Source organism: Rheinheimera salexigens, assembly GCF_001752395.1.
GTDB lineage: Bacteria > Pseudomonadota > Gammaproteobacteria > Enterobacterales > Alteromonadaceae > Alishewanella > Alishewanella salexigens.
This window is the reverse complement of sequence record NZ_MKEK01000001.1, coordinates 1-26924: the sequence shown is the minus strand read 5'-3', so window position 1 is coordinate 26924 and position 26924 is coordinate 1. Positions and strand designations below refer to the sequence as shown.

Sequence of the window (26924 nt, the reverse complement as noted above, 5' to 3'; positions counted from 1 at the left end):
GGGGGCAGATTTCTGCCCCATTCCGGTTTACCTCTTACAGGAGAGCTAAGGTGAAAGACTTATTAAAGTTTCTGAAACAACAAACTAAGAACGAAGAGTTTGATGTTATCCGTATCGGTTTATCTTCACCAGATATGATCCGCTCGTGGTCATTTGGTGAAGTAAAGAAGCCAGAAACGATTAACTACCGTACCTTTAAACCAGAGCGTGACGGTTTGTTCTGTGCTCGTATCTTTGGCCCGGTTAAAGACTATGAATGTTTATGTGGAAAATATAAACGTTTAAAGCACCGTGGTGTAATTTGTGAAAAGTGTGGTGTTGAAGTCACGCTGACCAAAGTACGTCGTGAGCGCATGGGTCACATTGACCTTGCTAGCCCAACGGCACATATTTGGTTTTTAAAATCATTACCTAGCCGTATTGGTTTATTACTTGATATGACATTACGTGATATCGAGCGCGTATTATATTTTGAAAGCTATGTTGTTACTGAACCAGGTATGACTTCTTTAGAGCGTCGTCAGATGCTAACGGAAGAAGAGTATCTTGATGTATTAGAAGAACATGGTGACGAGTTTGAAGCCAAGATGGGTGCGGAAGCCGTACTAGATATCTTAAAAGGCTTAGACTTAGCGGTCGAAATTAAGCAAATGCGTGAAGAGTTACCGACTATTAACTCTGAAACCAAGCGTAAAAAGATCAGTAAACGTTTAAAGTTAATGGAAGCTTTCTTCACCTCTGGTAATAAGCCAGAGTGGATGATTATGACAGTACTTCCGGTGTTACCACCAGATTTACGTCCATTAGTACCACTAGATGGTGGTCGTTTTGCTACCTCTGACTTAAACGATTTATATCGTCGTGTTATCAACCGTAATAACCGTTTAAAACGTTTATTAGACTTGTCTGCGCCTGATATTATCGTGCGTAACGAAAAACGTATGTTACAAGAAGCGGTTGATGCGTTATTAGATAACGGTCGTCGTGGTCGTGCTATTACCGGCTCTAACAAGCGTCCTTTAAAATCTTTGGCCGATATGATCAAAGGTAAGCAAGGTCGTTTCCGTCAGAACTTACTAGGTAAGCGTGTTGACTACTCAGGACGTTCTGTAATCGTTGTTGGTCCTACATTGCGTTTACACCAGTGTGGTTTACCAAAGAAAATGGCATTAGAGCTATTTAAACCGTTTATTTACGGCAAGTTAGAAATGCGTGGTTTAGCGACCACCATTAAAGCTGCTAAGAAAATGGTTGAACGTGAAGAAGCTGCAGTATGGGACGTGTTAGACGAAGTGATTCGTGAACACCCGGTATTATTAAACCGCGCGCCTACATTGCACCGTTTAGGTATTCAAGCATTTGAACCAGTACTTATCGAAGGTAAGGCTATTCAATTGCACCCATTGGTGTGTGCGGCTTATAACGCCGACTTCGATGGTGACCAAATGGCGGTACACGTTCCATTGACAATTGAAGCACAGTTAGAAGCACGTGCCTTGATGATGTCAACAAACAACGTGTTATCACCTGCAAACGGCGAACCAATCATTGTTCCTTCACAAGACGTTGTATTAGGCTTGTACTATATGACGCGTGATGCAATCAATGCTAAAGGCGAAGGCATGATGTTCAAAAGCGCTAAGGAAGCCGAAAAAGCTTTCCGTGCTGATGTCACCAGCTTGCATGCTAAAGTTAAAGTGCGTATCACTGAAGTTGAAATAGCTGAAGATGGTACCCGTACAGAAACCACAGCAGTACGTGATACTACCGTTGGTCGGGCAATTTTATATTCAATTTTGCCTGAAGGTTTAGCATTTGAAAGCGTTAACGAAGCAATGGGTAAAAAGCAGATTTCTAAACTGTTAAACGGCGCTTATCGTCGTATCGGTTTAAAACAAACTGTTATCCTTGCTGACCAAATCATGTATACCGGCTTCCATTATGCAATGTTGTCAGGTGTATCGGTTGGTATTAACGATCTGGTTATCCCAGATACGAAAACAACCATTATCGACGCTGCAGAAGCTGAAGTAGCTGAAATACAAGATCAGTTCCAACAAGGTCTTGTTACCGCAGGTGAAAAATACAATAAAGTTATCGATATTTGGTCAACGGCTAACGAGACATTATCTAAATCGATGATGGAAAACTTAGCAGTTGAAAACGTAGTAGATCGCGACGGCAATACTGTACAGCAAAAATCATTTAACTCAGTTTATATGATGGCCGATTCAGGCGCTCGGGGCTCACCAGCTCAGATCCGTCAGTTAGCAGCAATGCGTGGTTTGATGGCTAAACCAGATGGTTCAATCATCGAAACGCCTATTACCGCTAACTTCCGTGAAGGCTTAAGTGTATTACAGTACTTTATCTCTACTCACGGTGCGCGTAAAGGTTTGGCCGATACGGCATTAAAAACAGCAAACTCGGGTTACTTAACACGTCGTCTAGTGGATGTTGCACAAGATTTAGTGGTAACAGAATTCGACTGTGGTTCAGAGCACGGTATTGTAATGAAACCGCTTATCGAAGGTGGTGACGTTGTAGAAGGGCTACGTGAGCGCGTATTAGGTCGAGTCGTCATTGGTAACGTAACTGTTCCTGCTAGTGGTGAAGTCTTAGTAGAAGACGGTACCATGCTTGATGAAGCCTTGTGTGACACTTTAGAGCAACACTCTATTGATGAAGTGCACGTACGTTCTGTAATCACTTGTCAAACAGACTTTGGTGTGTGTGCCAAGTGTTATGGTCGTGATTTAGCTCGTGGTCACTTGATTAATGCTGGTGAAGCTGTCGGTGTTATTGCAGCACAATCAATCGGTGAGCCAGGTACACAGTTAACCATGCGTACCTTCCACATCGGTGGTGCGGCATCAAGAGCATCAGCAGAAAACAGCGTTCAGGTTAAAAATGCCGGTACGTTAAAACTGCAAAATGCCAAGTTTGTGCGTAACTCTGAAAACAAAATTGTTATCACTTCACGTTCAGCTGAAGTGACAGTAATTGATGAGCTAGGTCGGGAAAAAGAACGTTATAAACTACCTTACGGTTCAGTTTTATCAACGGACGACAATGCTAAAATCACGTCAGGACAAATTGTTGCAAGCTGGGATCCGCATTCACACCCAATCATTCTTGAACGTGGTGCGCAGGTAACTCACAGCGATGTTGATGACAGTAACACTGAAGTTCAACAAGACGATTTAACTGGTTTAACCCGTACTGTAGTAAAAGATTTGGCCAAAGCGAATGCGAAAGAGCCAAAACTAATTTTAGCTATGGACGACGGTACGCTACAAGAAATTCGTTTACCAAGCTTTGCTTCAATTGAAGTTAGTGATGGTGGAGCAGTAGCGGCGGGTGAAGTATTAGCGCGTATTCCGCAAGAAAGCTCGAAAACACGGGATATCACCGGTGGTTTACCACGGGTTGCTGACTTATTCGAAGCTCGTAAGCCAAAAGATCCAGCTATTTTAGCTGAAATCTCAGGTACTATAAGTTTTGGTAAAGAAACCAAAAGTAAACGTCGCTTATTAATTACCCCAGATGAGGGTGATGTTTACGAAGAAATGATCCATATGTGGCGTCAGGTTAACGTATTTGAAGGTGAGCGAATTGAAAAAGGCGAGGTGATCTCTGAAGGTCCTGAGTCAGCTCACGATATTTTACGTTTACGTGGTATCCACCATGTTGCTAGCTACATTGTTAACGAAGTACAAGACGTATATCGTTTACAAGGTGTTAAAATCAACGATAAGCACATCGAAACGATTATTCGTCAAATGTTGCGTAAGTGTTTGATTATTCACCCTGGCGATAGTGAATTCTTGGAAGGCGAACAAGCTGAAGTTGCACGTGTTAACATTGCTAACCGTGAGCTAGAAGCCGCAGGTAAAATTCCAGCGAAGTACGAACGTGCTTTACTGGGTATTACCAAAGCTTCGTTGTCGACAGATTCATTTATATCGGCAGCATCGTTCCAAGAGACAACTCGCGTTCTGACTGAAGCTGCCGTTGGCGGTAAAAAGGATGAACTGCGCGGTCTGAAAGAAAACGTTATTGTTGGTAGGTTGATTCCAGCAGGTACCGGTTTTGCATTCCATCAAAACCGTGCTCGCGAAAAGCAACGTATTGCCAATGGCGGAAGCGTTGAACCAGTAATGAGTGCAGAAGTAGCGGAGCAGGCCTTGTCTGATGCGCTAAATATGGACTTATCTGGTAAAGACGAGTAATACAAGTGTCGAGGTTAATTGCTGCTTAAATTAGCAGCAATTAGCTTTCGGGCTTGACAGGTCAAAGCTTGACCATTAGAATTCCGCGACCTCATTTTTGAGGGCGGAATTTTCACGTTTATTGGGTATTATTTAACCAGGAGTATTTAATGGCAACAATCAACCAGCTAGTGCGTAAGCCGCGCAGCCAGAAGGTAGCCAAGAGCGCCGTGCCTGCGCTAGAAGCTTGCCCGCAGAAGCGTGGTGTTTGTACCCGTGTTTACACCACTACACCTAAGAAGCCAAACTCTGCATTACGTAAAGTTTGTCGTGTTCGTTTAACAAACGGATTCGAAGTATCTTCTTATATCGGTGGTGAAGGCCATAACTTGCAAGAGCACAGCGTTGTGCTTATTCGCGGTGGCCGGGTAAAAGACCTGCCAGGTGTGCGTTACCACACCGTACGCGGCACATTAGACTGTGCTGGCGTAAAAGATCGTAAACAAGGCCGTTCTAAATACGGCGCCAAGCGGCCTAAGAAATAACGGTACTCCGTTAGTAAGGCCAAACTAAACAACTTTTTTTCCTTTAATGTATTAAAAGTTTTGGAATCACCTGAAGCAATCGGAGTTACGAATGCCAAGAAGACGCGTCATCGGACAACGTAAAATCCTTCCAGATCCTAAGTTCGGAAGTGAATTACTTGCCAAATTTGTAAACGTCGTTATGGTCGACGGAAAAAAATCTACAGCTGAATCAATAGTATACGGCGCATTAGAGTATGCAGTTGCTAAGTCTAAAAAAGAACATTTAGACATTTTTGAAGTTGCTCTGGACAATATTCGCCCAACGGTCGAAGTTAAATCTCGCCGTGTGGGTGGTTCTACTTACCAAGTACCGGTTGAAGTACGTCCAATACGCCGCAACGCGCTTGCAATGCGCTGGTTAGTTGAAGCTGCTCGTAAACGTGGTGAGAAATCAATGGCACAGCGTTTAGCTGGTGAAATGCTTGATGCTCTTGATAACAAAGGTTCTGCGGTTAAGAAGCGTGAAGACGTGCACCGTATGGCTGATGCAAACAAAGCATTTGCCCATTTCCGCTGGTAAGCACATCGTTAATAAGAGGATATTATTGTGGCACGTATAACCCCAATAGAACGCTATCGCAACATTGGTATTGTAGCTCACGTTGATGCTGGCAAAACAACCACAAGCGAACGCATTATTTTTTATACTGGGCGCTCACATAAGATCGGTGAAGTACATGATGGTGCTGCGACCATGGACTGGATGGAGCAGGAGCAGGAACGTGGTATTACTATCACGTCAGCTGCAACTACTACCTTTTGGGCTGGTATGTCAAAGCAGTTTGATACTCACCGTATTAACCTTATTGACACTCCAGGTCACGTAGACTTTACAGTAGAAGTAGAGCGTTCATTACGTGTACTTGATGCTGCTGTAGTTGTACTTTGTGGCTCGTCTGGTGTTCAACCACAGACTGAGACTGTTTGGCGTCAAGCAAACAAGTATGAAGTACCACGCATGATCTACGTAAACAAGATGGACCGTACTGGTGCCAACTTTTTACGCGTAGTGAAGCAAGCCAGAACACGCTTAAATAGCACAATCGTACCAATCCAATTACCAATTGGCGCTGAAGATGATTTTGAAGGTGTTGTTGACCTTATCAAAATGAAAGCGATCAACTGGAATATGGAAGACCATGGTATGACATTCCATTACGAAGATATTCCAGCAGATATGCTGGAAGAATGTAATGAATGGCGTCAAAACATGATCGAAGCAGCGGCAGAAGCTAGCGAAGAGTTGATGGAACGTTATCTTGAAGGTGGAGAGTTCAGCGAAGAAGAAATTCGTAAAGCGCTGCGCGATTTAACTTTACGTAACGAAGTAGTATTAGTGCAATGTGGTTCATCTTTTAAAAATAAAGGTGTGCAGGCCATGTTGGACAACGTAATTTATTTCTTGCCATCACCTACTGAAGTTAAGCCTATCATGGGTATTCATGAAGATGAAACTTCAGGTGAGCGTCATTCTTCTGATGATGAACCATTTGCAGCTTTAGCCTTTAAAATTGCTACTGACCCGTTCGTTGGTACGTTAACATTCTTCCGTGTGTATTCAGGCATCATCCGTTCAGGTGATACAGTTTACAACCCGGTAAAAATGAAAAAAGAACGTATTGGTCGTATCGTACAGATGCATGCTAATAGCCGTGAAGAAATTAAAGAAGTTTTAGCTGGTGATATCGCGGCTGGTATCGGTTTTAAAGACGTTACAACGGGTGACACATTGTGTGATCTAAACAACATTATTACATTAGAGCGTATGGAATTTCCAGAGCCAGTAATTTCTGTTGCTGTTGAACCGAAAACTAAAGCTGACCAAGAAAAAATGGGTATTGCACTAGGTAAACTATCTGCAGAAGATCCATCTTTCCGCGTACATACTGATGAAGAAACGGGTCAAACTATCATCTCTGGTATGGGTGAGTTACACCTTGATATCATCGTTGATCGTATGAAACGTGAATTTAAAGTAGAAGCTAACGTGGGTAAACCACAAGTTTCTTACCGCGAGACGTTACGTCAAGCTACCGAAGTTGAAGGTAAGTTTGTTCGTCAGTCTGGTGGTCGTGGTCAGTTTGGTCATTGTTGGTTAAAAATCGAGCCGCAAGAAGAAGGCGCGGGTTACTCGTTTGTTAACGCAGTTGTGGGTGGTGTTATTCCAAAAGAATACATCCCGGCAATTGACAAGGGTGTTCAAGAACAGATGAAAAATGGTGTTCTTGCTGGATACCCGGTTATCGACGTTAAAGTAACGGTATTCGACGGTTCATATCATGATGTCGACTCTAACGAAATGGCGTTTAAAATAGCAGGTTCAATGGGCTTTAAGAAAGGCGCGCTTCAAGCGAAGCCAGTTATTCTTGAGCCAATTATGAAAGTTGAAGTTGTAACTCCAGAAGAGTTTATGGGTGATATCGTTGGTGACTTAAACCGTCGTCGCGGTATGATCAATGGTATGGAAGATGCCCCTGGTGGCATTAAAATCGTTGATGCACACGTACCTTTATCAGAGATGTTTGGTTATGCGACCAATATGCGCTCATTGAGCCAAGGTCGTGCTTCGTATTCAATGGAACCATTGAACTACCAAGAAGCTCCAAACAACGTAACTGAAACGATTATCGCAGCGCGTAAAGCGGATTAACTTAGTTTGGCCTGCTTAGGCAGGCCGCATTTAAATAAAGAAGGGTCTATTCATGGCTAAGGCTAAATTTGAACGTATTAAACCGCACGTTAACGTAGGCACTATCGGTCACGTCGACCATGGTAAAACTACTTTAACTGCAGCAATCACCAACGTATTAGCAAAAACATACGGCGGTAAGGCGTTTGCATTTGATCAAATCGACAAAGCGCCAGAAGAAAAAGCACGTGGTATCACCATCAACACTTCACACGTTGAATATGATACGCCTGCACGTCACTACGCACACGTAGACTGCCCAGGTCACGCCGACTATGTTAAAAACATGATCACGGGTGCTGCGCAGATGGATGGTGCTATTTTAGTAGTAGCGTCTACCGATGGTCCAATGCCACAAACACGTGAGCACATCTTGTTATCACGTCAAGTTGGTGTTCCTTACATCATCGTGTTCATGAACAAGTGTGACATGGTAGATGACGAAGAGTTATTAGAATTAGTAGAAATGGAAGTACGTGAATTACTTTCAGACTACGACTTCCCAGGTGACGACTTACCAGTAATCCGCGGTTCAGCGTTAAAAGCGTTAGAAGGCGTGGAAGAGTGGGAAGCAAAAATCGTAGAATTAGGCCATGCCTTAGATACGTATATCCCAGATCCAGTACGTGCTATTGATATGCCATTCATCATGCCAATCGAAGACGTATTCTCAATTGCTGGTCGTGGTACTGTAGTAACAGGCCGTGTAGAGCAGGGTATTGTTAAAGTTGGCGAGACCGTAGAAATCGTAGGTATCAAAGACACAGTAGCGACGACTTGTACCGGTGTTGAAATGTTCCGTAAACTGTTAGACGAAGGTCGTGCAGGCGAGAACATTGGTGCGTTATTACGTGGTACTAAGCGTGAAGACGTAGAGCGTGGCCAAGTATTAGCTAAGCCAGGTTCAATTAAGCCACACACTAAGTTTGAAGGTGAAGTGTACGTATTGTCAAAAGAAGAAGGTGGTCGTCATACTCCATTCTTCAAAGGCTATCGTCCACAGTTCTACTTCCGTACTACAGACGTAACGGGTGCAGTAGAATTACCAGAAGGCGTAGAGATGGTTATGCCTGGTGACAACTTGAAGTTTGTTGTTGAATTAATTTGTCCAATCGCGATGACTGAAGGTTTACGCTTCGCCATCCGTGAAGGCGGCCGCACAGTAGGTGCTGGTGTAGTATCAAAAATCGTAGCGTAATAGCTAACGTATTGTAGATACCTAAAAGGCTCCGTAAGGGGCCTTTTTTATTACCCATAAAAACCTCTAGTAAAACCCACTATTAAAACCAATTTACTTAGCATGTTAATTACTGCTAAAAATTATTCAAACGCTTGTTTGAAAAATCCAGCTATGCCATGATTAGTCAACATTCTTTCAATGAGAACCTGATCATGAGTCAATACCAAGCCCCAATTGAAGATATTTGCTTTAACCTATTTGATGTTTGGCATCTTAATGATTATTGGCAGCAGCAAAGTGAATTACAGCAACAATTAGACACAGATACTGCCAAAGCGATAGTAGAAGAAGCGGCAAAAATTTGTGAGCAACAAATTGCACCATTCTCTATGCTTGCCGATCACCAAGGTGTAACTTTACAAGGTACTGAAGTAACAGTGCCGGCGCATTATCATGCCGCTTATCAAAGTTTATGTGAGGGCGGTTGGACCGGACTTAGTGGTGATGTAGCATACGGTGGCATGGGAATGCCCAAAGCCTTATCAATGATGGTTGACGAAATGCTCTGTAGTGCTGATATTGCGTTTTCGTTGTATCCGGGTTTAACTGCAGGTGCATGTGTCGCGTTATTACAACATGCCAGTGAAGATATTAAGTCAGTGTATTTACCTAAGCTATATAGCGGTGAATGGTCAGCAACAATGTGCTTAACCGAATCACATGCTGGTACTGATCTCGGTATTATGCGCACTACAGCCAAACCTCAAGATGATGGCAGCTATAAACTTAATGGCAGTAAAATTTTTATTACTGCTGGCGAACATGACTTAACCAGTAATATAGTTCATCTAGTATTGGCAAAATTACCTGATGCACCGGCTGGTAGCCGGGGTATATCACTTTTTATCGTGCCAAAATATTTACCCGCCAATACTAATACTAACAATGGTACAGTACGCAACGGGGTTGCTGTTGGCTCGATAGAGCATAAAATGGGCATCAATGGCTCAGCAACCTGTGTGCTTAACTTCGATAATGCCGTTGGTTATCTAATTGGCCAGCCCAATCGTGGTTTAGCTTGTATGTTTACCATGATGAATTATGAGCGTTTATCAATGGGCAGCCAAGGTTTAGGTGCAGCTGAGCGTGCCTATCAAAATGCATTAGCTTACGCTAAAGATCGGTTGCAAGGCCGTGAAACAGAAAAAGATGCCAGCAAAGCTGAGCCTATTATCGTTCATGCCGATGTCCGCAGGATGTTATTAAATATTAAAGCCATGAACGAAGCCGGCAGAACCTTTGGTACTTGGGTTGCTTCATTATTAGATAAAGCTAAATATGATAATTGCCAGCAATCAGCGGCTATAGCTAACTTATTAACTCCAGTGACTAAAGCTTTTATGACCGATCAGGGATTTTCTGCCTGCGTAACAGCACAGCAAGTTTTTGGTGGTCATGGCTATATTAAAGAGTGGGGTATGGAGCAATTAGTTCGTGATGCCCGTATTGCCCAAATCTATGAGGGTACAAACGGTATTCAAGCTTTAGATTTTATGCAAAGAAAAGTGATTGCTGATCAGGGTAAGGTACTTAGCGCTTTATTAGCTACTATACGTAGCGAAATTAATAGCCATACATTCACCCACAGTACAGTATTATTAACCTACATTACTAAAGTTGAACAAATACTGGCGTTGTTGCTTACCCAAGATAGCCGCAGCCAAAATGGCAATGCCTATGATTTTCTTAATTTAGTATCTTATATACTGTATGGCTACATGTGGTATAAAACTAGCCTTGCTTTGGACGGTAATAAACACAGTGCTAACTTTATTGCCGCTAAAACTGAAACGGCTACTTATTTCTATCAGCGCATTCTGCCAAAAGCTGACGGTTATGTTGCGATATTGCAACAATCTCCAACAGTAATGGATAATATAGCCATTGACCAATTTTGATTATCAAGGAGCGTTATGAGAATTTTGCTAGGATGTATACTAGCCCTCTGCTTGTCATCGGTAGCGCATGCTGCTGATGCCTTAGAAAAAAGGCTTAAGTCCGAAGAGTGGGATTCTTATACCCCCTTTAATTTATTACCCCATCATAATAACTACCTAATGCCGGTTACTTATGTAGACGGCATTAGGTCATTAATTGATAAAGATGGCGTTATCGCCCCTGCAGATAATATAGAAGCTAAGTTTCAACTCAGTTTAAAAACGCCGTTATGGACCAAAATTTATGATGGTAAAGGCTATTTATTTTTTGCCTTTACTCAACAAGCCTATTGGCAAGCCTATAATGACGAAGTTTCATCTCCTTTTCGAGAAACTAACTATGAGCCTGAATTTATTCTTACCTTGCCCCATTATGCCAATGTTAATGAAGCAGCTAGCCGGATTATTAGTTTAAGTTTGTCGCATCAGTCAAATGGTCGTTCAGGTATGGAGTCTCGTAGTTGGAATAGATTAAAATTAAGTTGGGTAACCTCTATTGGTAACGTATTTATTAATTTTGAACCCTGGTATCGATTTAACGAACGCAGAAAAACTTCAATAGATGACCCTAAAGGGGATGATAACCCTGATATTCGTGAATATATGGGTTGGTTTGAATTATCTGCTGCTTATAAACAAGGTGATGCCACGTGGCGGATGATGGTGCGGCATAATTTGCGCGCTGAACAACGCGGTGCATTAAAGTTGTCTTATTCAATACCCTTTAATGACCATCTACGTTTTTATGCTGAAGCCTTTAACGGCTATGGTGAAAGCTTAATCGATTATAATCGATCAGTATCGCGTTTTGGCATAGGCTTTGAGCTTAACGATATTTTATAGTGTATTATATAACCAAGTATTGCGTTATTACTATAAAGCAGTATAATGCGCGGCCAGTCTAGTTAAATTGACTGGCTCGTTAAAGAAACTTTAGAGTCCTTTAACGCCTACAGTGCTCCCGATTGGGGAGCAAACGTAACTTTGGTGCATAAGCATCTTCCATATTGGAGGTTGGCTTGTGTTTGTTTTTGCTCTTTTTGCTCTTTGAGGCTTTGATTTATGAGTAGTCAAAGGATTCGCATCCGTCTGAAAGCGTTCGATCACCGTTTGATCGATCAGTCAACAATGGAAATTGTTGACACAGCTAAGCGTACGGGCGCACAGGTTCGTGGTCCTATTCCACTTCCTACCCGCCAGGAACGTTTCACTATATTGATTTCACCTCACGTAAATAAAGATGCGCGTGATCAGTACGAAATCCGTACCCACAAGCGTTTAATCGACATTGTTGAGCCAACAGAAAAAACTGTTGATGCTTTAATGCGCTTAGATTTGCCTGCTGGTGTTGACGTTCAAATCAGCCTGGGCTAATCAGACAGGTTTATAGAGAGGTTTAGGATATGGCTATCGGTTTAGTCGGTCGTAAAGTGGGAATGACTCGCATCTTCACTGAAGACGGCGTTTCAATTCCAGTAACCGTAATCGAAGCGACACCAAACCGCGTTACTGCTGTTAAGACAGCAGAAACTGACGGTTACAGTGCATTGCAAGTGACTGCTGGTACAGTGAAGGCAAGCCGCCTGAACAAACCAGATGCTGGTCAATTTGCAAAAGCTGGTGTGGACGCTGGTCGTGGTCTGTGGGAATTCCGCCTAACAGATAACGAAGGTGCTGACATTGTTGTTGGCAACGAAATTACAGTTGAAATTTTCGCTGAAGCGAAAAAAGTTGATGTGTCTGGCACATCAAAAGGTAAGGGATTTCAAGGTGCTGTTAAGCGCTGGAACTTCCGTACTCAGGATGCTACGCACGGTAACTCTTTATCACATCGTGCACCAGGTTCTATTGGTCAAAACCAATCACCAGGTAAAGTATTCAAAGGTAAAAAAATGGCTGGCCACATGGGCGCTGAACGGGTAACTGTACAGTCTCTAGAAGTGGTTCGTGTAGACGCTGAACGTAACATTCTGTTAGTAAAAGGCGCAGTGCCTGGTGCTATCGGTGGTGACGTTATCGTTAAACCAGCTGTAAAAAGCTAACGTCTGAGGAGATAAGTGATGGAATTAGCATTACGAGACGCTCAAGGCGTTCTTGAAGTTTCTGAAGCTACCTTTGGACGTGAGTTTAATGAAGCTTTAGTACACCAGGTCGTTGTTGCTTATGCTGCAGGTGCTCGTCAGGGTACTCGCGCTCAGTTAACGCGCTCTGAAGTACGTGGTGGCGGCAAGAAGCCATGGCGTCAAAAAGGTACTGGCCGCGCGCGTGCTGGTACAATCCGTAGCCCAATATGGCGCGGAGGCGGTGTTACATTTGCGGCTAAGCCACAAGATCACAGCCAAAAAGTAAACCGTAAAATGTATCGTGGTGCGATTCAAAGCATCTTGTCTGAATTAGTACGTCAAGAGCGTTTAATTGTGGTGGAAGATTTCGCCGTAGAAACGCCAAAGACCAAAGAATTAACTGCAAAGTTAAAATCGATGGACTTAAAAGACGTGTTAATCGTGACTAACGAAGTTGATGAGAACCTGTTCTTATCAGCACGCAACCTGTACAAGGTTGATGTGCGTGACGTACACGGTATCGACCCGGTCAGCTTAATCGCCTTCGACAAAGTGGTAATGACTGCAGCTGCAGTTAAACAACTTGAGGAGCTGTTAGCATGATTCGCGAAGAACGTTTACTGAAAGTTATTCTTGCACCACACGTTTCTGAAAAGAGCACTGTGTCTGCTGAACAACACAACACAGTCGTTTTCAAAGTAGCCACTACTGCCACTAAAGCAGACGTTAAAGCAGCAGTTGAAAAACTGTTCGAAACGGAAGTAGTTGGTGTACGTACTGTTAATGTTAAGGGTAAAACCAAGCGCACTGGTGCGCGTATGGGCAAGCGTAGCGATTGGAAAAAAGCTTACGTTACTCTTAAAGAAGGCAGCGAAATCGATTTCGTTGGCGGCGCTGAGTAAGAAGAGGAGTTAGGAAATGGCACTTGTAAAGTGTAAACCTACGTCACCAGGTCGTCGCCACGTTATTAAAGTGGTTAACCCTGACCTGCACAAAGGCAAGCCTTATGCGCCTTTGTTAGAAAAGACAGTTAAAACTGGTGGTCGTAATAATAACGGTCGTATCACTACCCGTCATATCGGTGGTGGACATAAACAACATTACCGTTTAGTTGACTTTAAACGTAACAAAGATGGCATTCCAGCCAAAGTTGAACGTTTAGAATACGATCCAAACCGTACTTCAAACATCGCGTTGATGTTATATGCAGACGGTGAGCGTCGTTACATCCTTGCACCTAAGGGCTTGAAAGCAGGCGATAGCCTACAATCAGGTATTGATGCGCCAATTAAAGCAGGTAATGCTTTACCATTGCGCAACATCCCAGTTGGTCAGGTTGTACACAACATCGAAATGAAGCCTGGTAAAGGTGGTCAACTTGCTCGTTCAGCTGGTGCTTTTGCCCAGATCTTAGCGCGTGAAGGCCTGTACGTTACTCTGCGTTTACGCAGTGGTGAAGTACGTAAAGTATTATCAGATTGCCGTGCTACTATCGGTGAGATTGGTAACGCTGAACACATGCTTCGTCAATACGGTAAAGCGGGCGCTATGCGCTGGCGTGGTATTCGTCCTACCGTACGTGGTGTTGTAATGAACCCAGTGGATCACCCACACGGTGGTGGTGAAGGTAGAACATCTGGTGGTCGTCACCCAGTAACGCCTTGGGGCGTACCGACGAAGGGCTACAAGACTCGTTCAAACAAGCGTACCGATAAACTTATCGTACGTCGTCGTGATAAATAATTTGTGAGGAATTGCCATGCCACGTTCTCTCAAGAAAGGTCCATTTATTGACCTTCACTTGCTGAAGAAGGTAGAGAAAGCGTTGGAAAGCGGAGACAAGAAGCCTATAAAGACTTGGAGCCGTCGTTCAATGATCATACCTGATATGATCGGTTTGACCATCGCTGTCCATAATGGTCGTCAACATGTACCGGTATTTGTCTCAGAAGAGATGGTTGGTCACAAGTTAGGTGAATTTGCACCTACTCGTACTTACCGCGGTCATACTGCCGACAAAAAGGCCAAGAAGCGCTAAGGGGTAAATGATGGAAGCATTAGCTAAACACAAATTTGCCCGTTCTTCTGCACAAAAAGCACGCTTGGTCGCAGACCAAGTACGCGGATTGCCAGTAGATAAGGCGTTGAATTTATTAACCTACAGCCCGAAAAAAGCTGCTGAGTTAATTAAAAAGGTACTTTTATCAGCCATTGCTAACGCCGAGCACAACGAAGGCGCGGATATTGATACGTTAAAAGTGAAGACCATCTTTGTAGATGAAGCTCCTTCAATGAAACGTATTAAACCTCGTGCTAAAGGTCGTGCTGATCGTATCGTTAAGCGTAATAGCCACATTACAGTGGTTGTAGCTGATAACTAGGAGATAGAAATGGGACAGAAAGTACATCCTAATGGTATTCGCCTAGGTATCACTAAACCATGGAGTTCTACCTGGTTCGCGAATACGAAAGATTTTCCGGATTTCTTGAACGGTGACTTTAAAGTTCGTCAGTATCTGACTAAAGAACTTAAAGCTGCGTCAGTAAGCCGGATCGATATTGAGCGCCCAGCTAAGAGCATTCGTGTGACTATTCACACGGCTCGTCCAGGCGTGATTATCGGTAAAAAAGGTGAAGATGTTGAGAAAATCCGTAAGCAAGTAGCGGCAATTGCCGGTGTACCTGCACAGATCAACATCTCTGAAATACGTAAACCTGAGCTTGATGCCAAGTTAGTTGCAGATTCAATCTGTAGCCAATTAGAGCGTCGCGTAATGTTTCGTCGTGCTATGAAGCGCGCCGTGCAAAACGCCATGCGTATTGGTGCTAAGGGTATTAAAGTAGAAGTTAGCGGCCGTTTAGGTGGCGCAGAAATCGCACGTACTGAATGGTACCGCGAAGGCCGAGTGCCACTGCACACTTTACGTGCTGACATCGACTACAATACATCTGAAGCATTAACTACTTACGGTATCATTGGTGTTAAAGTTTGGATATTTAAAGGTGAGATCTTAGGAGCTCTACCATTGAATGCCAACGCTAACAACACCAACAATAACAACCAACCTAAAGCGCCGAGAAAACCGGCACGTAAGGCTAAGTAGGGGTATTGAGCGATGTTGCAACCAAAACGTACAAAATTTCGTAAAGTGCACAAAGGTCGTAACCGTGGCTTGTCCTTGGTTGGCGATAAAGTATCTTTCGGTACTTATGCACTGAAATCTGTAGAACGTGGACAAATGACTTCACGTCAAATTGAATCTGCACGACGTGCTATGACACGTGCTGTGAAGCGTGTTGGTAAAATCTGGATCCGAGTATTCCCAGACAAGCCAATCACTTCTAAGCCGTTAGAAGTACGTATGGGTAGTGGTAAAGGTGCTGTTGATCACTGGGTATGTCAGATTAAACCTGGCAAAGTCCTGTATGAAATGGACGGTGTGTCTGAAGAGTTAGCACGTCATGCATTTACATTAGCAGCGGCGAAGCTACCATTTAAGACAACCTTTGTAACGCGGACGGTAATGTGATGAAAGCCAGCGAATTAAAAAATAAAAGTGTTGAAGAGTTAAACGCTGAACTATTAGGTTTATTACGTGAGCAGTTCAACCTGCGCATGCAATTAGCTACTGGTCAGCAAGCTCAAACGCATTTAATTAGGCAGGTACGTCGTAGTATCGCGCGCGTTAAGACTATCTTAACCCAGAAGGCAGGTGCGTAATGACAGAAAAAAATATTCGTATACTGCAAGGTAAAGTAATCAGCGACAAAATGGACAAGTCTATTGTTGTTGCGATTGAACGTTCAGTGAAGCACCCAATTTATGGTAAATTCATGAAACGTACTACCAAGCTGCACGTACATGACGAAACTAATCTATGTAAAGAAGGGGACCAAGTCACAATCCGTGAATGCCGTCCGCTTTCTAAGACTAAGTCTTGGACATTGGTTGAAGTAGTCGTATCAGCATCTTAAGTAATTAAGATACTAAAAACGGCTCCACGCGGAGCCGTTTTTTATTTTACGCTACCTTTTTGCTAAGAGTGCTGTTATAATCACGCGCCCTCTTTGTAAGGAGGGTGGTTTTTAACAAAAAGCGTAGCTCGAAAGAGTTATTTAGTATAATAGCGGAGCACTAAGATGATCCAGATGCAATCTATGCTGGAAGTCGCAGACAACAGCGGCGCGCGCAGCGTAATGTGTATTAAGGTCTTAGGTGGTTCACATCGCCGTTATGCTGCAATTGGTGACGTCATCAAAATTACTGTAAAGGAAGCAATTCCGCGCGGTAAGGTTAAAAAAGGTGATGTACTGAATGCAGTGGTGGTGCGTACACGCAAAGGCGTACGCCGTCAAGACGGTTCTTTAATCCGTTTTGATCGCAATGCAGCAGTGTTGTTAAACAGCAAGCTGGAACCGATCGGCACACGTATTTTCGGGCCAGTAACTCGCGAACTTCGTGGCGACAAGTTTATGAAGATCGTGTCTTTGGCACCAGAAGTACTGTAAGGAGTCACCATGGCTAGTAAAATCCGTCGTGATGATGAGGTTGTTGTTCTTACTGGTAAGGACAAGGGTAAGCGCGGTAAGGTTACTAAAGTATTAGTAGCTGAAGGTCGTGTTTATGTTTCCGGCGTTAACTTGGTTAAAAAACATCAGAAGCCTGTACCGGCTCTGAATCAACCAGGTGGTATCGTTGAGAAAGAAGCCTCGATTCATGTTTCAAACGTAGCGATCTTTAACTCTAAAACGAGTAAATCTGATCGTGTAGGTTTCCGCCTTGAAGACGGCAAAAAAGTCCGTTTCTTTAAGTCGAATAACGAAGTAATTTAATTGCTATTGGAGTAATACGATGGCGAAACTGCATGAAATTTATAAAGACACCGTAGTCCCAGAACTGTTTAAACAGTTTGGCTACACGAGCGTCATGCAAGTCCCTCGGATTGTAAAAATCACACTCAACATGGGTGTGGGTGAAGCAGTTGCTGATAAAAAAATCCTTGAACACGCGGTAGCTGATTTAACAGCTATCTCTGGCCAAAAGCCATTAGTGACCAAGGCACGTAAATCAGTAGCTGGTTTTAAAATCCGTGAAGGCTACCCTATTGGCGCAAAAGTGACCCTGCGTGGCGATCGTATGTGGGAATTCTTAGAGCGTTTAGTCTCTATTGCAATTCCACGTATTCGCGACTTCCGTGGTGTAAATCCAAAGTCATTTGATGGCCGTGGTAACTACAGTATGGGTGTGCGTGAGCAAATCATTTTCCCAGAAGTCGACTATGACAAAGTAGATGCAGTACGTGGTTTAGATATCACTATTACAACTACAGCGCGTAACGATGACGAAGGACATGCTTTACTTGCTGCATTTAACTTCCCATTCAAGAAATAAGGTGTAGGGTCATGGCAAAACAATCAATGAAAGCACGTGAAGCAAAGCGTGCACAACTGGTAGCCAAGTTCGCTGCAAAGCGTTTTGAACTTAAAGATGCAATTGCTAATCCAGCGACTTCTGATGAAGACCGTTGGTCAGCTGTTCTTAAGTTACAAACGCTGCCGCGTGATTCAAGCCCTGCACGTCAACGTAATCGTTGTCGTGTTACAGGTCGTCCACACGGGTATCTTCGTAAATTCGGCATGAGCCGGATCAAGATCCGTGAAGCGGCGATGCGCGGTGAAATTCCTGGCCTTCGTAAGGCTAGCTGGTAAGAATCACGGGAGTAACGAGCTATGAGTATGCAAGATCCAGTAGCAGATATGTTTACTCGCATCCGCAACGGCCAATCAGCCAATAAAGTTGCGGTTAAGATGCCATCTTCTAAGTTGAAGGTGTCTATTGCGAAAGTATTAAAAGACGAAGGTTACATCGCCGATTTCGCTGTATCTGGTGAAGTTAAACCAGAATTGGAAGTGACGTTAAAGTATTTCCAAGGCAAATCTGTAATTGAAACTATCGATCGTGTTAGTCGTCCAAGCCTACGTATCTATAAGAGACGTGGCGAATTACCAAAAGTAATGGGCGGTTTAGGGGTAGCCATTGTGTCTACTTCTAAAGGACTAATGACTGACCGTGCCGCGCGCAAGGTTGGAATCGGTGGCGAAATTATCGGCTACGTAGCGTAACGGAGGTATAATCTATGTCTCGTATTGCTAAGGCCCCAGTCACTATTCCAACCGGCGTAACATTTACGCAAAACGGTCAGGTAGTGTCTGTTAAGGGCAAAAACGGCGAGTTAACATTAACTGTTAACCCTGCGGTTGAAATTGTCGTAGAAGATAGTGTGTTACGCACTATGCCTCGCGAAGGTTTCGTAGACGCTAATGCGCAAGCGGGTACTGCCCGTTCATTAATCAACAACCTGATTACAGGCGTTAATGAAGGTTTCTCTCAGAAACTTGAGTTAGTCGGTGTTGGTTACCGTGCAAAAGCAGAAGGCAAAGTATTAAATCTGAGCCTTGGTTTTTCTCACCCAGTTGTGTTCGCGATCCCTGAGGGTATCACTATCGACACACCTAGCCAGACAGAAGTCATGGTTAAGGGTGCAGACAAGCAGTTAGTAGGTCAGGTTGCCGCTAACATCCGGGCATACCGCAAACCAGAGCCATATAAAGGCAAAGGTGTGCGCTATGCAAATGAAAACGTGCGTCGTAAAGAAGCGAAGAAAAAGTAAGGTAGGACGATGGATAAGAAACTTGCTCGTCTGCGTCGTGCCAAACGCACTCGCAGAAATATTATCGAACAAGGTGCGAATCGCTTGGTTGTACACCGTACACCACGTCACATCTATGCTCAGCTTATCGCACCAAATGCTGAAGTGATTGCCTCTGCTTCTACTGTTGAAGCGTCAATCCAAGAGTCAATTAAGTACTCTGGTAACGTAGATGCTGCAAAAGCTGTAGGTAAAGCGGTTGCTGAACGTGCGGTGGCGAAAGGCGTAACTGCTTGTGCTTTTGACCGCAGTGGTTTTCAGTATCATGGTCGTGTACAAGCTTTAGCTGACGCGGCGCGTGAAGCCGGTCTTCAGTTCTAGGAGTAGCTAATGGCTAACGAAGAAGCTAAACAACAATCTGATTTACAAGAAAAGCTTGTTGCAGTAAACCGCGTGTCTAAAGTAGTAAAAGGTGGACGTATATTCTCGTTTACTGCTTTAACAGTGGTTGGTGACGGTAATGGTCGCGTTGGTTTTGGTTATGGTAAAGCACGTGAAGTTCCAGCTGCTATTCAAAAAGCAATGGAAAAAGCACGTCGCAACATGACCCAAGTTGAGTTAAATGGTAGCACTTTGCACCACCCAGTTAAGGGTGTGCATTCAGGCTCGAATGTATACATGCAGCCTGCTGCTGAAGGTACAGGCTTAATCGCCGGTGGTGCAATGCGCGCCGTACTAGAAGTTGCTGGTGTACATCACATTCTTTCTAAGTGTTACGGCTCAACTAACCCAATCAACGTAGTTCGCGCTACTATCAATGCGTTGGCGTCTGTTAAGTCGCCTTCACAAATAGCAGCTAAACGCGGTCTACGCGTTGATGATATTCTGGGGTAATCTGCCATGGCTAAGAAAACAATTAAAGTAACCCAACTGAAGTCTAGCATCGGTCGTTTACCGAAGCACAAGGCTTCAATCAAAGGGTTAGGATTACGCCGCATCGGTCATACTGTTGAAGTTGAAGATACCCCTTCAATTCGCGGTATGGTAAATGCTGTGTTTTACATGGTTAAAGTGGAGGAGTAACAGATGCTTTTAAATACTATTGCTCCAGCACCTGGATCAAAAAAAGATAAACGCCGTGTAGGCCGTGGTATCGGTTCTGGCTTAGGCAAAACAGCTGGTCGTGGTCACAAAGGTTTGAAATCACGTTCAGGTGGTAAAGTGCGTCCAGGTTTCGAAGGCGGTCAAATGCCATTGAAACAACGCTTACCTAAGTTCGGTTTCACTTCTCAGAAATCATTGGTTTCTGCAGAAGTTCGTTTGCACGAACTTGCATATGTGAAAGGTGATGTTGCTGACTTAGCTAGTCTAATGGAAGCTAACATTATTTCTCGCAATGTTAAGTTTGCTAAAGTAGTCCTGTCTGGTGAGATTTCTCGTCCAGTAACCGTTAAAGGTTTAGGCGCTACTAAAGGCGCGCGTGCAGCGATCGAAGCCGCTGGCGGTAAAGTCGAAGAATAATAAGGATAGTACGCGATGGCAAAACCAGGTTCGGACTCAAAAAGTGCAAAAGGCAGCTTTAGTGAATTAAAAGCTCGTCTGTTATTTGTACTTATAGCCATAGTCGTATTTCGACTAGGCTCCTTTGTGCCAATTCCTGGAATTGACGCCGCCGTGCTGGCCCAGTTATTCGAGCAGCAAAAAGGTACCATCGTTGAAATGTTTAACATGTTCAGCGGTGGTGCACTTGAACGTGCGTCGGTGTTTGCGTTGGGTATTATGCCCTACATCTCAGCTTCAATTATTGTGCAACTGTTATCTGTGGTTCATCCCGCGTTAGCAGAGCTGAAAAAAGAAGGTGAGGCTGGAAAGCGCAAAATTAACCAGATGACACGTTACGGTACGTTAGGACTTGCTACCTTACAGGCTGTTGGTATTGCTACTGGCTTACCAAACATGATGCCAGGGTTAGTTATTAGCCCAGGTTTTGCATTTTACTTCACCGCGGTAATTAGTTTAGTTACCGGTACCATGTTCTTAATGTGGTTAGGTGAGCAAATTACAGAGCGCGGCATTGGTAATGGTATCTCGTTGCTAATATTTACCGGTATTGTTGCGGGCTTCCCGTCGGCCATTGGCCAGACGATAGAGCAGGCACGTCAAGGCGATTTGCACTTCTTATTGTTGGTAGCAATCGGTGTGATTGTAATTGCGATAACTTGGTTTGTGGTGTTCTTTGAACGCGGCCAGCGTCGTATTGTGGTTAATTATGCTAAGCGTCAGCAAGGCCGTCAGGTATTTGCAGCGCAAAGTAGCCATTTACCGTTAAAGGTCAATATGGCTGGTGTAATACCACCGATCTTTGCATCCAGCATTATTCTGTTCCCAGGCACAATTGCCAGCTGGTTTGGTTCAGGTGAAGGCATGCTGGCTAATTTCTTACAGGAATTAGCACTAACATTATCTCCGGGACAACCGTTGTATATGATGTTATACTCAGCAGCTATTATTTTCTTTTGTTTCTTCTATACTGCGTTGGTATTTAATCCGCGTGATACTGCAGATAACTTAAAAAAATCTGGCGCTTTCATTCCAGGTATTCGTCCGGGTGAACAGACATCAAAATATATTGATAAAGTGATGACACGGTTAACCTTAGCGGGTGCCCTGTATATAACCTTTATCTGTTTAGTACCTGAGTTCATGATGGTAGCATGGGACGTTCAGTTCTACTTTGGCGGGACATCATTATTGATTATCGTTGTTGTTATTATGGATTTTATGGCACAGGTTCAGACCCATCTGATGTCTCATCAGTATGATTCTGTCCTTAAAAAGGCAAATCTTAAAGGCTATGGCCGTTAAGATACTTTCGGAGTTTAAGTTATGAAAGTAAGAGCTTCCGTTAAGAAGATCTGCCGTAACTGCAAAGTGATCAAACGCAATAGCGTAGTTCGCGTAATTTGCAGTGAGCCGAAGCACAAACAGCGCCAAGGCTAATAGCAGAAAATAATAAAACGGGCTGAACTGAAAAGTTTAGCCCGGTTATTGTTTGCAATATAAGCGCAATTTGAGTATCCTTACGGGCTTTTCAAATTGGCACCTTTTAATTTCATTATAGGAGAACGTTAGTGGCCCGTATCGCTGGCATTAACATCCCCGATAATAAGCATGCTGTCATCTCTTTGACATATGTTTATGGTATCGGCAAGACTCGCTCAAAAGCTATTTTAGCTGCAGTGGGTATCGAAGAAAGTATGAAAATTGCGGCGTTAACAGACGCACAGTTAGATACGCTTCGTGACGAAGTTGCTAAGTACACCGTCGAAGGTGACTTGCGCCGTGAAACTACGTTAAATATTAAACGCTTGATGGACTTAGGTTGTTACCGTGGCTTACGTCACCGTCGCAGTTTACCAGTTCGTGGTCAGCGCACTAAAACGAATGCGCGTACCCGGAAAGGTCCACGTAAAGCGATTAGGAAATAGGACGGAGTATAACACATGGCTAAAGCACCAGTTCGTACCCGTAAAAAGGTAAAAAAACAAATTTCTGACGGTATGGCTCATATCCATGCTTCTTTTAACAACACCATCGTGACGATTACTGATCGTCAAGGTAATGCATTATGCTGGGCAACAGCTGGTGGTTCAGGTTTCCGTGGTTCACGTAAATCTACTCCATTCGCCGCTCAGGTTGCTGCAGAACGCGCAGGTACTGCCGCGTTAGAATATGGTGTAAAGAACCTTGAAGTGTTTGTGAATGGTCCAGGTCCAGGCCGCGAATCAGCGATTCGTGCGCTAAATGGCGCTGGTTACAAAATCACAAATATCACCGACGTGACGCCTATCCCTCATAACGGATGTCGTCCACCTAAAAAACGTCGCGTGTAATTACAGCGCTTCACGGATTATTGGAGAAAGAAGATGGCAAGATATTTGGGTCCGAAGCTCAAACTTAGTCGTCGCGAAGGTACAGACCTGTTCCTGAAAAGCGGCGTAAGAGCAATTGATTCCAAGTGTAATTTAACCACAGCACCTGGCCAACATGGCGCTCGTCGCGCTCGTTTGTCAGACTATGGTTTACAATTACGCGAGAAACAAAAAGTACGTCGTATGTACGGCGTATTAGAGAAGCAGTTCCGTAATTACTATAAGGAAGCTGCTCGTTTGAAAGGTAATACAGGTGAAAACTTGTTAGCGTTATTAGAGTCTCGTCTCGATAACGTTGTATACCGTATGGGTTTAGCTAGCACGCGTGCAGAAGCACGTCAGTTAGTAAGTCACAAATCGATCATGTTAAATGGTCGCGTTGTGAACGTTCCATCACATACTGTATTACCTGAACAAGTTATTTCTGTACGTGAAAAAGCTAAAAAGCAAGCCCGTATTGGTGCTGCGCTTGAAATAGCTGGCCAACGTGAGAAGCCAACTTGGATCGAAGTTGATAATACTAAGCTTGAAGGCGTATTTAAACGTCAGCCAGAGCGTTCAGATTTGTCAGCTGACATCAACGAACAGTTAATCGTCGAGCTTTACTCTAAGTAAAGCTAAATGTTAAGAGAGGGTACAATGCAGGGTTCTGTCACCGAATTCCTTAAGCCGAGATTAGTTGGTATCGAAAAAATCAACCCAACTCGTGCCAAAGTTACTTTGGAACCACTAGAGCGCGGTTTCGGACATACCTTGGGCAACGCGTTACGTCGCATTCTATTGTCATCTATGCCAGGTTGCGCAGTGACTGAAGTAGAAATTGACGGCGTGCTCCATGAGTACAGCGCCAAAGAAGGTGTACAGGAAGATATCATCGATATCCTTCTGAACCTGAAAGGCCTTGCCGTTCGCCTGGAAGACAAAGATGAAGTTATGCTGACTTTGACGAAAAAAGGTGCTGGCCCTGTAATTGCTGGAGATATCCAGCATGACGACGGTGTGGTTATCACCAATCCTGAGCACGTAATATGCAACCTTACTGGCGATACTGAATTTAGTATGCGCCTTAAAGTTGAACGTGGTCGCGGTTATGTTCCTGCATCAGCGCGTTTGTCCTCTGAAGATGACGAGCGTCCTATTGGTCGTCTGTTACTTGATGCGTCATTCAGTCCAGTTGAGCGTATAGCTTACACTGTTGAAGCAGCGCGGGTAGAGCAGCGTACCGACTTGGATAAACTGATTATCGATATGGAAACTAATGGCACAGTAGAGCCAGAAGAAGCCATCCGCCGTGCAGCAACAATTCTAGCCGAACAGCTTGAGTTCTTCGTTGAGTTGCGCGATAAGAGCGAGCCGGAAAAACGCGAAGAGAAACCGGAATTTGATCCGATTCTGTTACGTCCGGTCGATGATTTAGAATTAACAGTTCGTTCTGCTAACTGCTTAAAGGCAGAGCAGATACAGTACATTGGTGATCTGGTTCAACGTACCGAAGTTGAGTTACTGAAAACACCTAACTTAGGTAAAAAGTCACTTACCGAAATCAAAGACGTGTTGGCATCGCGCGGGTTATCTCTAGGCATGCGCTTAGAAAACTGGCCGCCAGCGAGTTTGGTAAACAAAGACTAATCAGACACCAGTTTCTGGTTTAGTGAGAAGGAATAGAGCATGCGCCATCGTAAGAGTGGTCGTCAATTAAATCGGAACAGCAGCCACCGTACGGCAATGTTCCGTAATATGTCAAGTTCGTTGGTGAAGCACGAAATCATCAAAACGACCGTGCCAAAAGCGAAAGAGTTACGTCGTGTGATTGAGCCATTGATCACATTAGCAAAAAATGACAGCGTTGCAAATCGCCGTTTAGCTTTTGCTCGTACTCGTGATAAAGAAGTAGTTGGTTTGTTATTTAATGTACTAGGTCCGCGTTACAACGCGCGTCCAGGTGGTTACACTCGTATTATGAAGTGTGGCTTCCGTGCAGGTGATAACGCACCTATGGCTTACATCGAATTAGTCGATCGTCCAGAAATGGATACTCTGCCAGTTGAAGAAACTGCTGCAGAGTAAGCAATAAAACAACTAAAAAGCCGGTTAATACCCGGCTTTTTTTGCTTATTTTCTTTTAAAGCAACAAGACGTATGATTTAGCGAAACTTATTATTATGAGTCACTAAATCATGTCTAAACCATTTTTCCCGAGTCTTGTTATAATGTGTTGTGCATTAGTGCTGGCTAGTAATTGTTTGGCTACTGAAAATGTATTATCACTGCAACCGTTACTCACTAACACTAACATTCGGAATAATGATCAATACCCAATTCTGGATCAGGTCATTAAGCAAGCCGAAAAATATCGTGTCCAAATTATCTATACCCAGATCGATCGTAATGCCCAAAATCAGCCCCGTTTAACTGGCTATCAATTTGGGCTTAATGAGCAACAATACTTTTATCCTGCTAGTACCGTTAAATTACCCATCGCATTGTTAGCTTTAGAATGGCTGCAACAACATACACAATATGGAGTAAACACAAAAACTACTATGCTGACAGATAGCAGTAGTGCCACGCTAACTGCACAGCTGGCCGATCCTAGTACAGCTAATGGATTACCCAATATCGAGCACTATATTAAAAAGTTATTGTTAGTGAGTGATAATGACGCCAGTAATCGACTATATGAATTATTAGGCCAAGACTATATTAATAAATCACTTGCAGCGAAGGGCATACATAATACAGTCATAAACCACAGACTTAGCATACCGTTAACCAGTAGTGAAAATAGAACCTACAATCCCATACGTTTTGTAGATAATAGTAATAAAATTCTGTATCAACTACCACAACGTCATTCCACTACTATATATAGGAATGATACTAAGCCAAAAATTGGTCAGGCTTATTTTGCTGATGGTAAACTTATAAACCAACCAATGGATTTTACCGATAAAAATCGATTCAGCCTTAGTGATTTTGATAGCACTATAAAACGAATTGTATTTCCGCAACTGTTTAGTGCCAATCAGCGTTTCAATATTAGCGCTGAACAGCGTAAATTTATGCTTAAGTATATGTCGATGTTGCCAGCAATGAGTATTGAACCAAAATACGACGTTAAACAATATCCTGATAACTATTCTAAGTTTGTCATGTTTGGTGGCAATCCCCAGTCAATACCCAAGCACATTAAGATATTTAATAAAACAGGTTGGTCTTATGGTCATGTCATCGATGGTGCCTATATAGTAGACAGCATAAATAATGTAGAGTTTTTCCTAACGGCAGTAGTTTATGCAAACGAAAATGCAACGTTAAATGATGATAACTATCAAATTGAACAGATAGCGTTACCATTTTTAAATCAATTAGGTAATTTTTTATACCAATTAGAGTTAACCCGCACTAAACAACACGCTCCAGATCTAACAGAGATAATTCAGATCACTAACAAAACAGATTAAATCGCTTAATATATAAACGAAATAGACAAGTGACATATGGGTTTGTTTAAAAAACACGCGAACGATCATATTTGTGTAATAAAGATCTTGATCACTTGGTTTAGATCTCTATAATGCGCGTCATGCCAACGGGGATACGCACTGAGCCAAA

36 protein-coding genes are annotated in these 26924 nt (G+C 43.4%); all 36 read left to right on the top strand.

Annotated features, from left to right (window positions below; translation table 11 throughout):
• Nucleotides 1–50: 50 nt before the first annotated feature.
• The 36 genes from rpoC (at nt 51) to BI198_RS00005 (ending at nt 26773) form a co-directional block, all read left to right on the top strand.
• Nucleotides 51–4232: a DNA-directed RNA polymerase subunit beta' gene (rpoC, locus tag BI198_RS00175; RefSeq protein ID WP_070047724.1), complete on the top strand. Its 4182-nt coding sequence runs from the start codon at nt 51–53 to the stop codon at nt 4230–4232.
• A 149-nt stretch (nt 4233–4381) separates the two neighbouring features.
• Complete coding sequence (gene rpsL, locus BI198_RS00170; protein ID WP_070047723.1) at nt 4382–4756, top strand: 30S ribosomal protein S12; 375 nt, start codon at nt 4382–4384, stop codon at nt 4754–4756.
• Between the two features lie 91 nt (nt 4757–4847).
• Entirely contained in the window at nt 4848–5318 is a 471-nt protein-coding gene (rpsG, locus tag BI198_RS00165; protein ID WP_070047722.1) for a 30S ribosomal protein S7, read from the top strand.
• A gap of 27 nt (nt 5319–5345) precedes the next feature.
• Entirely contained in the window at nt 5346–7448 is a 2103-nt protein-coding gene (fusA, locus tag BI198_RS00160) for an elongation factor G (RefSeq protein ID WP_070047721.1), read from the top strand.
• A 52-nt stretch (nt 7449–7500) separates the two neighbouring features.
• Entirely contained in the window at nt 7501–8685 is a 1185-nt protein-coding gene (gene tuf, locus BI198_RS00155) for an elongation factor Tu (RefSeq protein ID WP_070047720.1), read from the top strand.
• Nucleotides 8686–8879: 194 nt separating this feature from the next.
• The gene (locus BI198_RS00150) at nt 8880–10625 is read left to right on the top strand and encodes an acyl-CoA dehydrogenase family protein (protein WP_070047719.1); all 1746 of its coding nucleotides are present in this window, start codon (nt 8880–8882) and stop codon (nt 10623–10625) included.
• A 15-nt stretch (nt 10626–10640) separates the two neighbouring features.
• Nucleotides 10641–11507, top strand: a complete 867-nt coding sequence (locus tag BI198_RS00145; RefSeq protein WP_070047718.1) for a phospholipase A — start codon at nt 10641–10643, stop codon at nt 11505–11507.
• Between the two features lie 219 nt (nt 11508–11726).
• On the top strand, nt 11727–12038 hold the full coding sequence (gene rpsJ, locus BI198_RS00140; protein WP_070047717.1) for a 30S ribosomal protein S10: 312 nt from the start codon (nt 11727–11729) through the stop codon (nt 12036–12038).
• A 29-nt stretch (nt 12039–12067) separates the two neighbouring features.
• Nucleotides 12068–12706 carry a 50S ribosomal protein L3 gene (rplC, locus tag BI198_RS00135; RefSeq protein ID WP_070047716.1) on the top strand — a complete coding sequence of 213 codons (639 nt, stop codon included), beginning with the start codon at nt 12068–12070 and terminating at the stop codon, nt 12704–12706.
• Between the two features lie 18 nt (nt 12707–12724).
• Nucleotides 12725–13330 carry a 50S ribosomal protein L4 gene (gene rplD, locus BI198_RS00130; protein WP_070047715.1) on the top strand — a complete coding sequence of 202 codons (606 nt, stop codon included), beginning with the start codon at nt 12725–12727 and terminating at the stop codon, nt 13328–13330.
• Nucleotides 13327–13629, top strand: a complete 303-nt coding sequence (gene rplW / locus BI198_RS00125; RefSeq protein ID WP_070047714.1) for a 50S ribosomal protein L23 — start codon at nt 13327–13329, stop codon at nt 13627–13629. The genes rplD and rplW overlap by 4 nt, the downstream gene beginning before the upstream one ends.
• Nucleotides 13630–13645: 16 nt before the next feature.
• Complete coding sequence (gene rplB, locus BI198_RS00120) at nt 13646–14470, top strand: 50S ribosomal protein L2 (RefSeq protein ID WP_070047713.1); 825 nt, start codon at nt 13646–13648, stop codon at nt 14468–14470.
• Nucleotides 14471–14486: 16 nt separating this feature from the next.
• Nucleotides 14487–14765 (top strand): 30S ribosomal protein S19, encoded by a 279-nt coding sequence (gene rpsS / locus BI198_RS00115; RefSeq protein WP_070047712.1) that lies wholly within the window; start codon nt 14487–14489, stop codon nt 14763–14765.
• 10 nt (nt 14766–14775) lie between these two features.
• Entirely contained in the window at nt 14776–15108 is a 333-nt protein-coding gene (gene rplV / locus BI198_RS00110) for a 50S ribosomal protein L22 (protein ID WP_070047711.1), read from the top strand.
• A gap of 9 nt (nt 15109–15117) precedes the next feature.
• Nucleotides 15118–15831 carry a 30S ribosomal protein S3 gene (rpsC, locus tag BI198_RS00105; RefSeq protein ID WP_070047710.1) on the top strand — a complete coding sequence of 238 codons (714 nt, stop codon included), beginning with the start codon at nt 15118–15120 and terminating at the stop codon, nt 15829–15831.
• A gap of 12 nt (nt 15832–15843) precedes the next feature.
• Nucleotides 15844–16257 (top strand): 50S ribosomal protein L16, encoded by a 414-nt coding sequence (rplP, locus tag BI198_RS00100; RefSeq protein WP_070047709.1) that lies wholly within the window; start codon nt 15844–15846, stop codon nt 16255–16257.
• Entirely contained in the window at nt 16257–16448 is a 192-nt protein-coding gene (gene rpmC, locus BI198_RS00095) for a 50S ribosomal protein L29 (protein ID WP_070047708.1), read from the top strand. Before rplP ends, rpmC begins: the two co-directional genes overlap by 1 nt.
• Nucleotides 16448–16702, top strand: coding sequence for a 30S ribosomal protein S17 (gene rpsQ, locus BI198_RS00090; RefSeq protein ID WP_070047707.1), 255 nt, complete (start codon nt 16448–16450; stop codon nt 16700–16702). Before rpmC ends, rpsQ begins: the two co-directional genes overlap by 1 nt.
• 165 nt (nt 16703–16867) lie before the next feature.
• Nucleotides 16868–17236, top strand: a complete 369-nt coding sequence (gene rplN / locus BI198_RS00085; RefSeq protein ID WP_070047706.1) for a 50S ribosomal protein L14 — start codon at nt 16868–16870, stop codon at nt 17234–17236.
• A gap of 9 nt (nt 17237–17245) precedes the next feature.
• Nucleotides 17246–17560, top strand: a complete 315-nt coding sequence (gene rplX / locus BI198_RS00080; protein ID WP_070047705.1) for a 50S ribosomal protein L24 — start codon at nt 17246–17248, stop codon at nt 17558–17560.
• Between the two features lie 19 nt (nt 17561–17579).
• Nucleotides 17580–18119: a 50S ribosomal protein L5 gene (gene rplE, locus BI198_RS00075; RefSeq protein WP_070047704.1), complete on the top strand. Its 540-nt coding sequence runs from the start codon at nt 17580–17582 to the stop codon at nt 18117–18119.
• A gap of 11 nt (nt 18120–18130) precedes the next feature.
• Nucleotides 18131–18436, top strand: a complete 306-nt coding sequence (gene rpsN / locus BI198_RS00070; RefSeq protein ID WP_070047703.1) for a 30S ribosomal protein S14 — start codon at nt 18131–18133, stop codon at nt 18434–18436.
• Nucleotides 18437–18457: 21 nt separating this feature from the next.
• Nucleotides 18458–18850, top strand: coding sequence for a 30S ribosomal protein S8 (gene rpsH / locus BI198_RS00065; protein WP_070047702.1), 393 nt, complete (start codon nt 18458–18460; stop codon nt 18848–18850).
• A gap of 14 nt (nt 18851–18864) precedes the next feature.
• Nucleotides 18865–19398, top strand: a complete 534-nt coding sequence (gene rplF / locus BI198_RS00060) for a 50S ribosomal protein L6 (RefSeq protein WP_070047701.1) — start codon at nt 18865–18867, stop codon at nt 19396–19398.
• 9 nt (nt 19399–19407) lie between these two features.
• A complete protein-coding gene (rplR, locus tag BI198_RS00055) occupies nt 19408–19758 on the top strand; it encodes a 50S ribosomal protein L18 (protein ID WP_070047700.1) in 351 nt (116 codons plus the stop codon).
• Between the two features lie 9 nt (nt 19759–19767).
• Nucleotides 19768–20271, top strand: coding sequence for a 30S ribosomal protein S5 (rpsE, locus tag BI198_RS00050; RefSeq protein ID WP_070047699.1), 504 nt, complete (start codon nt 19768–19770; stop codon nt 20269–20271).
• 6 nt (nt 20272–20277) lie between these two features.
• A complete protein-coding gene (rpmD, locus tag BI198_RS00045; protein ID WP_070047698.1) occupies nt 20278–20460 on the top strand; it encodes a 50S ribosomal protein L30 in 183 nt (60 codons plus the stop codon).
• Between the two features lie 3 nt (nt 20461–20463).
• Entirely contained in the window at nt 20464–20898 is a 435-nt protein-coding gene (gene rplO / locus BI198_RS00040) for a 50S ribosomal protein L15 (RefSeq protein ID WP_070047697.1), read from the top strand.
• A gap of 15 nt (nt 20899–20913) precedes the next feature.
• A complete protein-coding gene (gene secY / locus BI198_RS00035; RefSeq protein WP_070047696.1) occupies nt 20914–22242 on the top strand; it encodes a preprotein translocase subunit SecY in 1329 nt (442 codons plus the stop codon).
• Nucleotides 22243–22263: 21 nt separating this feature from the next.
• A complete protein-coding gene (gene rpmJ / locus BI198_RS15850; RefSeq protein WP_074467396.1) occupies nt 22264–22377 on the top strand; it encodes a 50S ribosomal protein L36 in 114 nt (37 codons plus the stop codon).
• A 131-nt stretch (nt 22378–22508) separates the two neighbouring features.
• Complete coding sequence (gene rpsM, locus BI198_RS00030) at nt 22509–22865, top strand: 30S ribosomal protein S13 (protein WP_070047695.1); 357 nt, start codon at nt 22509–22511, stop codon at nt 22863–22865.
• A 15-nt stretch (nt 22866–22880) separates the two neighbouring features.
• Nucleotides 22881–23270 carry a 30S ribosomal protein S11 gene (gene rpsK / locus BI198_RS00025; protein ID WP_070047694.1) on the top strand — a complete coding sequence of 130 codons (390 nt, stop codon included), beginning with the start codon at nt 22881–22883 and terminating at the stop codon, nt 23268–23270.
• A 33-nt stretch (nt 23271–23303) separates the two neighbouring features.
• On the top strand, nt 23304–23924 hold the full coding sequence (gene rpsD / locus BI198_RS00020) for a 30S ribosomal protein S4 (protein WP_070047693.1): 621 nt from the start codon (nt 23304–23306) through the stop codon (nt 23922–23924).
• A gap of 24 nt (nt 23925–23948) precedes the next feature.
• Nucleotides 23949–24938 carry a DNA-directed RNA polymerase subunit alpha gene (locus BI198_RS00015; RefSeq protein ID WP_070047692.1) on the top strand — a complete coding sequence of 330 codons (990 nt, stop codon included), beginning with the start codon at nt 23949–23951 and terminating at the stop codon, nt 24936–24938.
• 39 nt (nt 24939–24977) lie between these two features.
• A complete protein-coding gene (gene rplQ, locus BI198_RS00010; protein WP_070047691.1) occupies nt 24978–25376 on the top strand; it encodes a 50S ribosomal protein L17 in 399 nt (132 codons plus the stop codon).
• Between the two features lie 110 nt (nt 25377–25486).
• Nucleotides 25487–26773, top strand: a complete 1287-nt coding sequence (locus BI198_RS00005; RefSeq protein WP_070047690.1) for a serine hydrolase — start codon at nt 25487–25489, stop codon at nt 26771–26773.
• Nucleotides 26774–26924 lie beyond the last annotated feature (151 nt).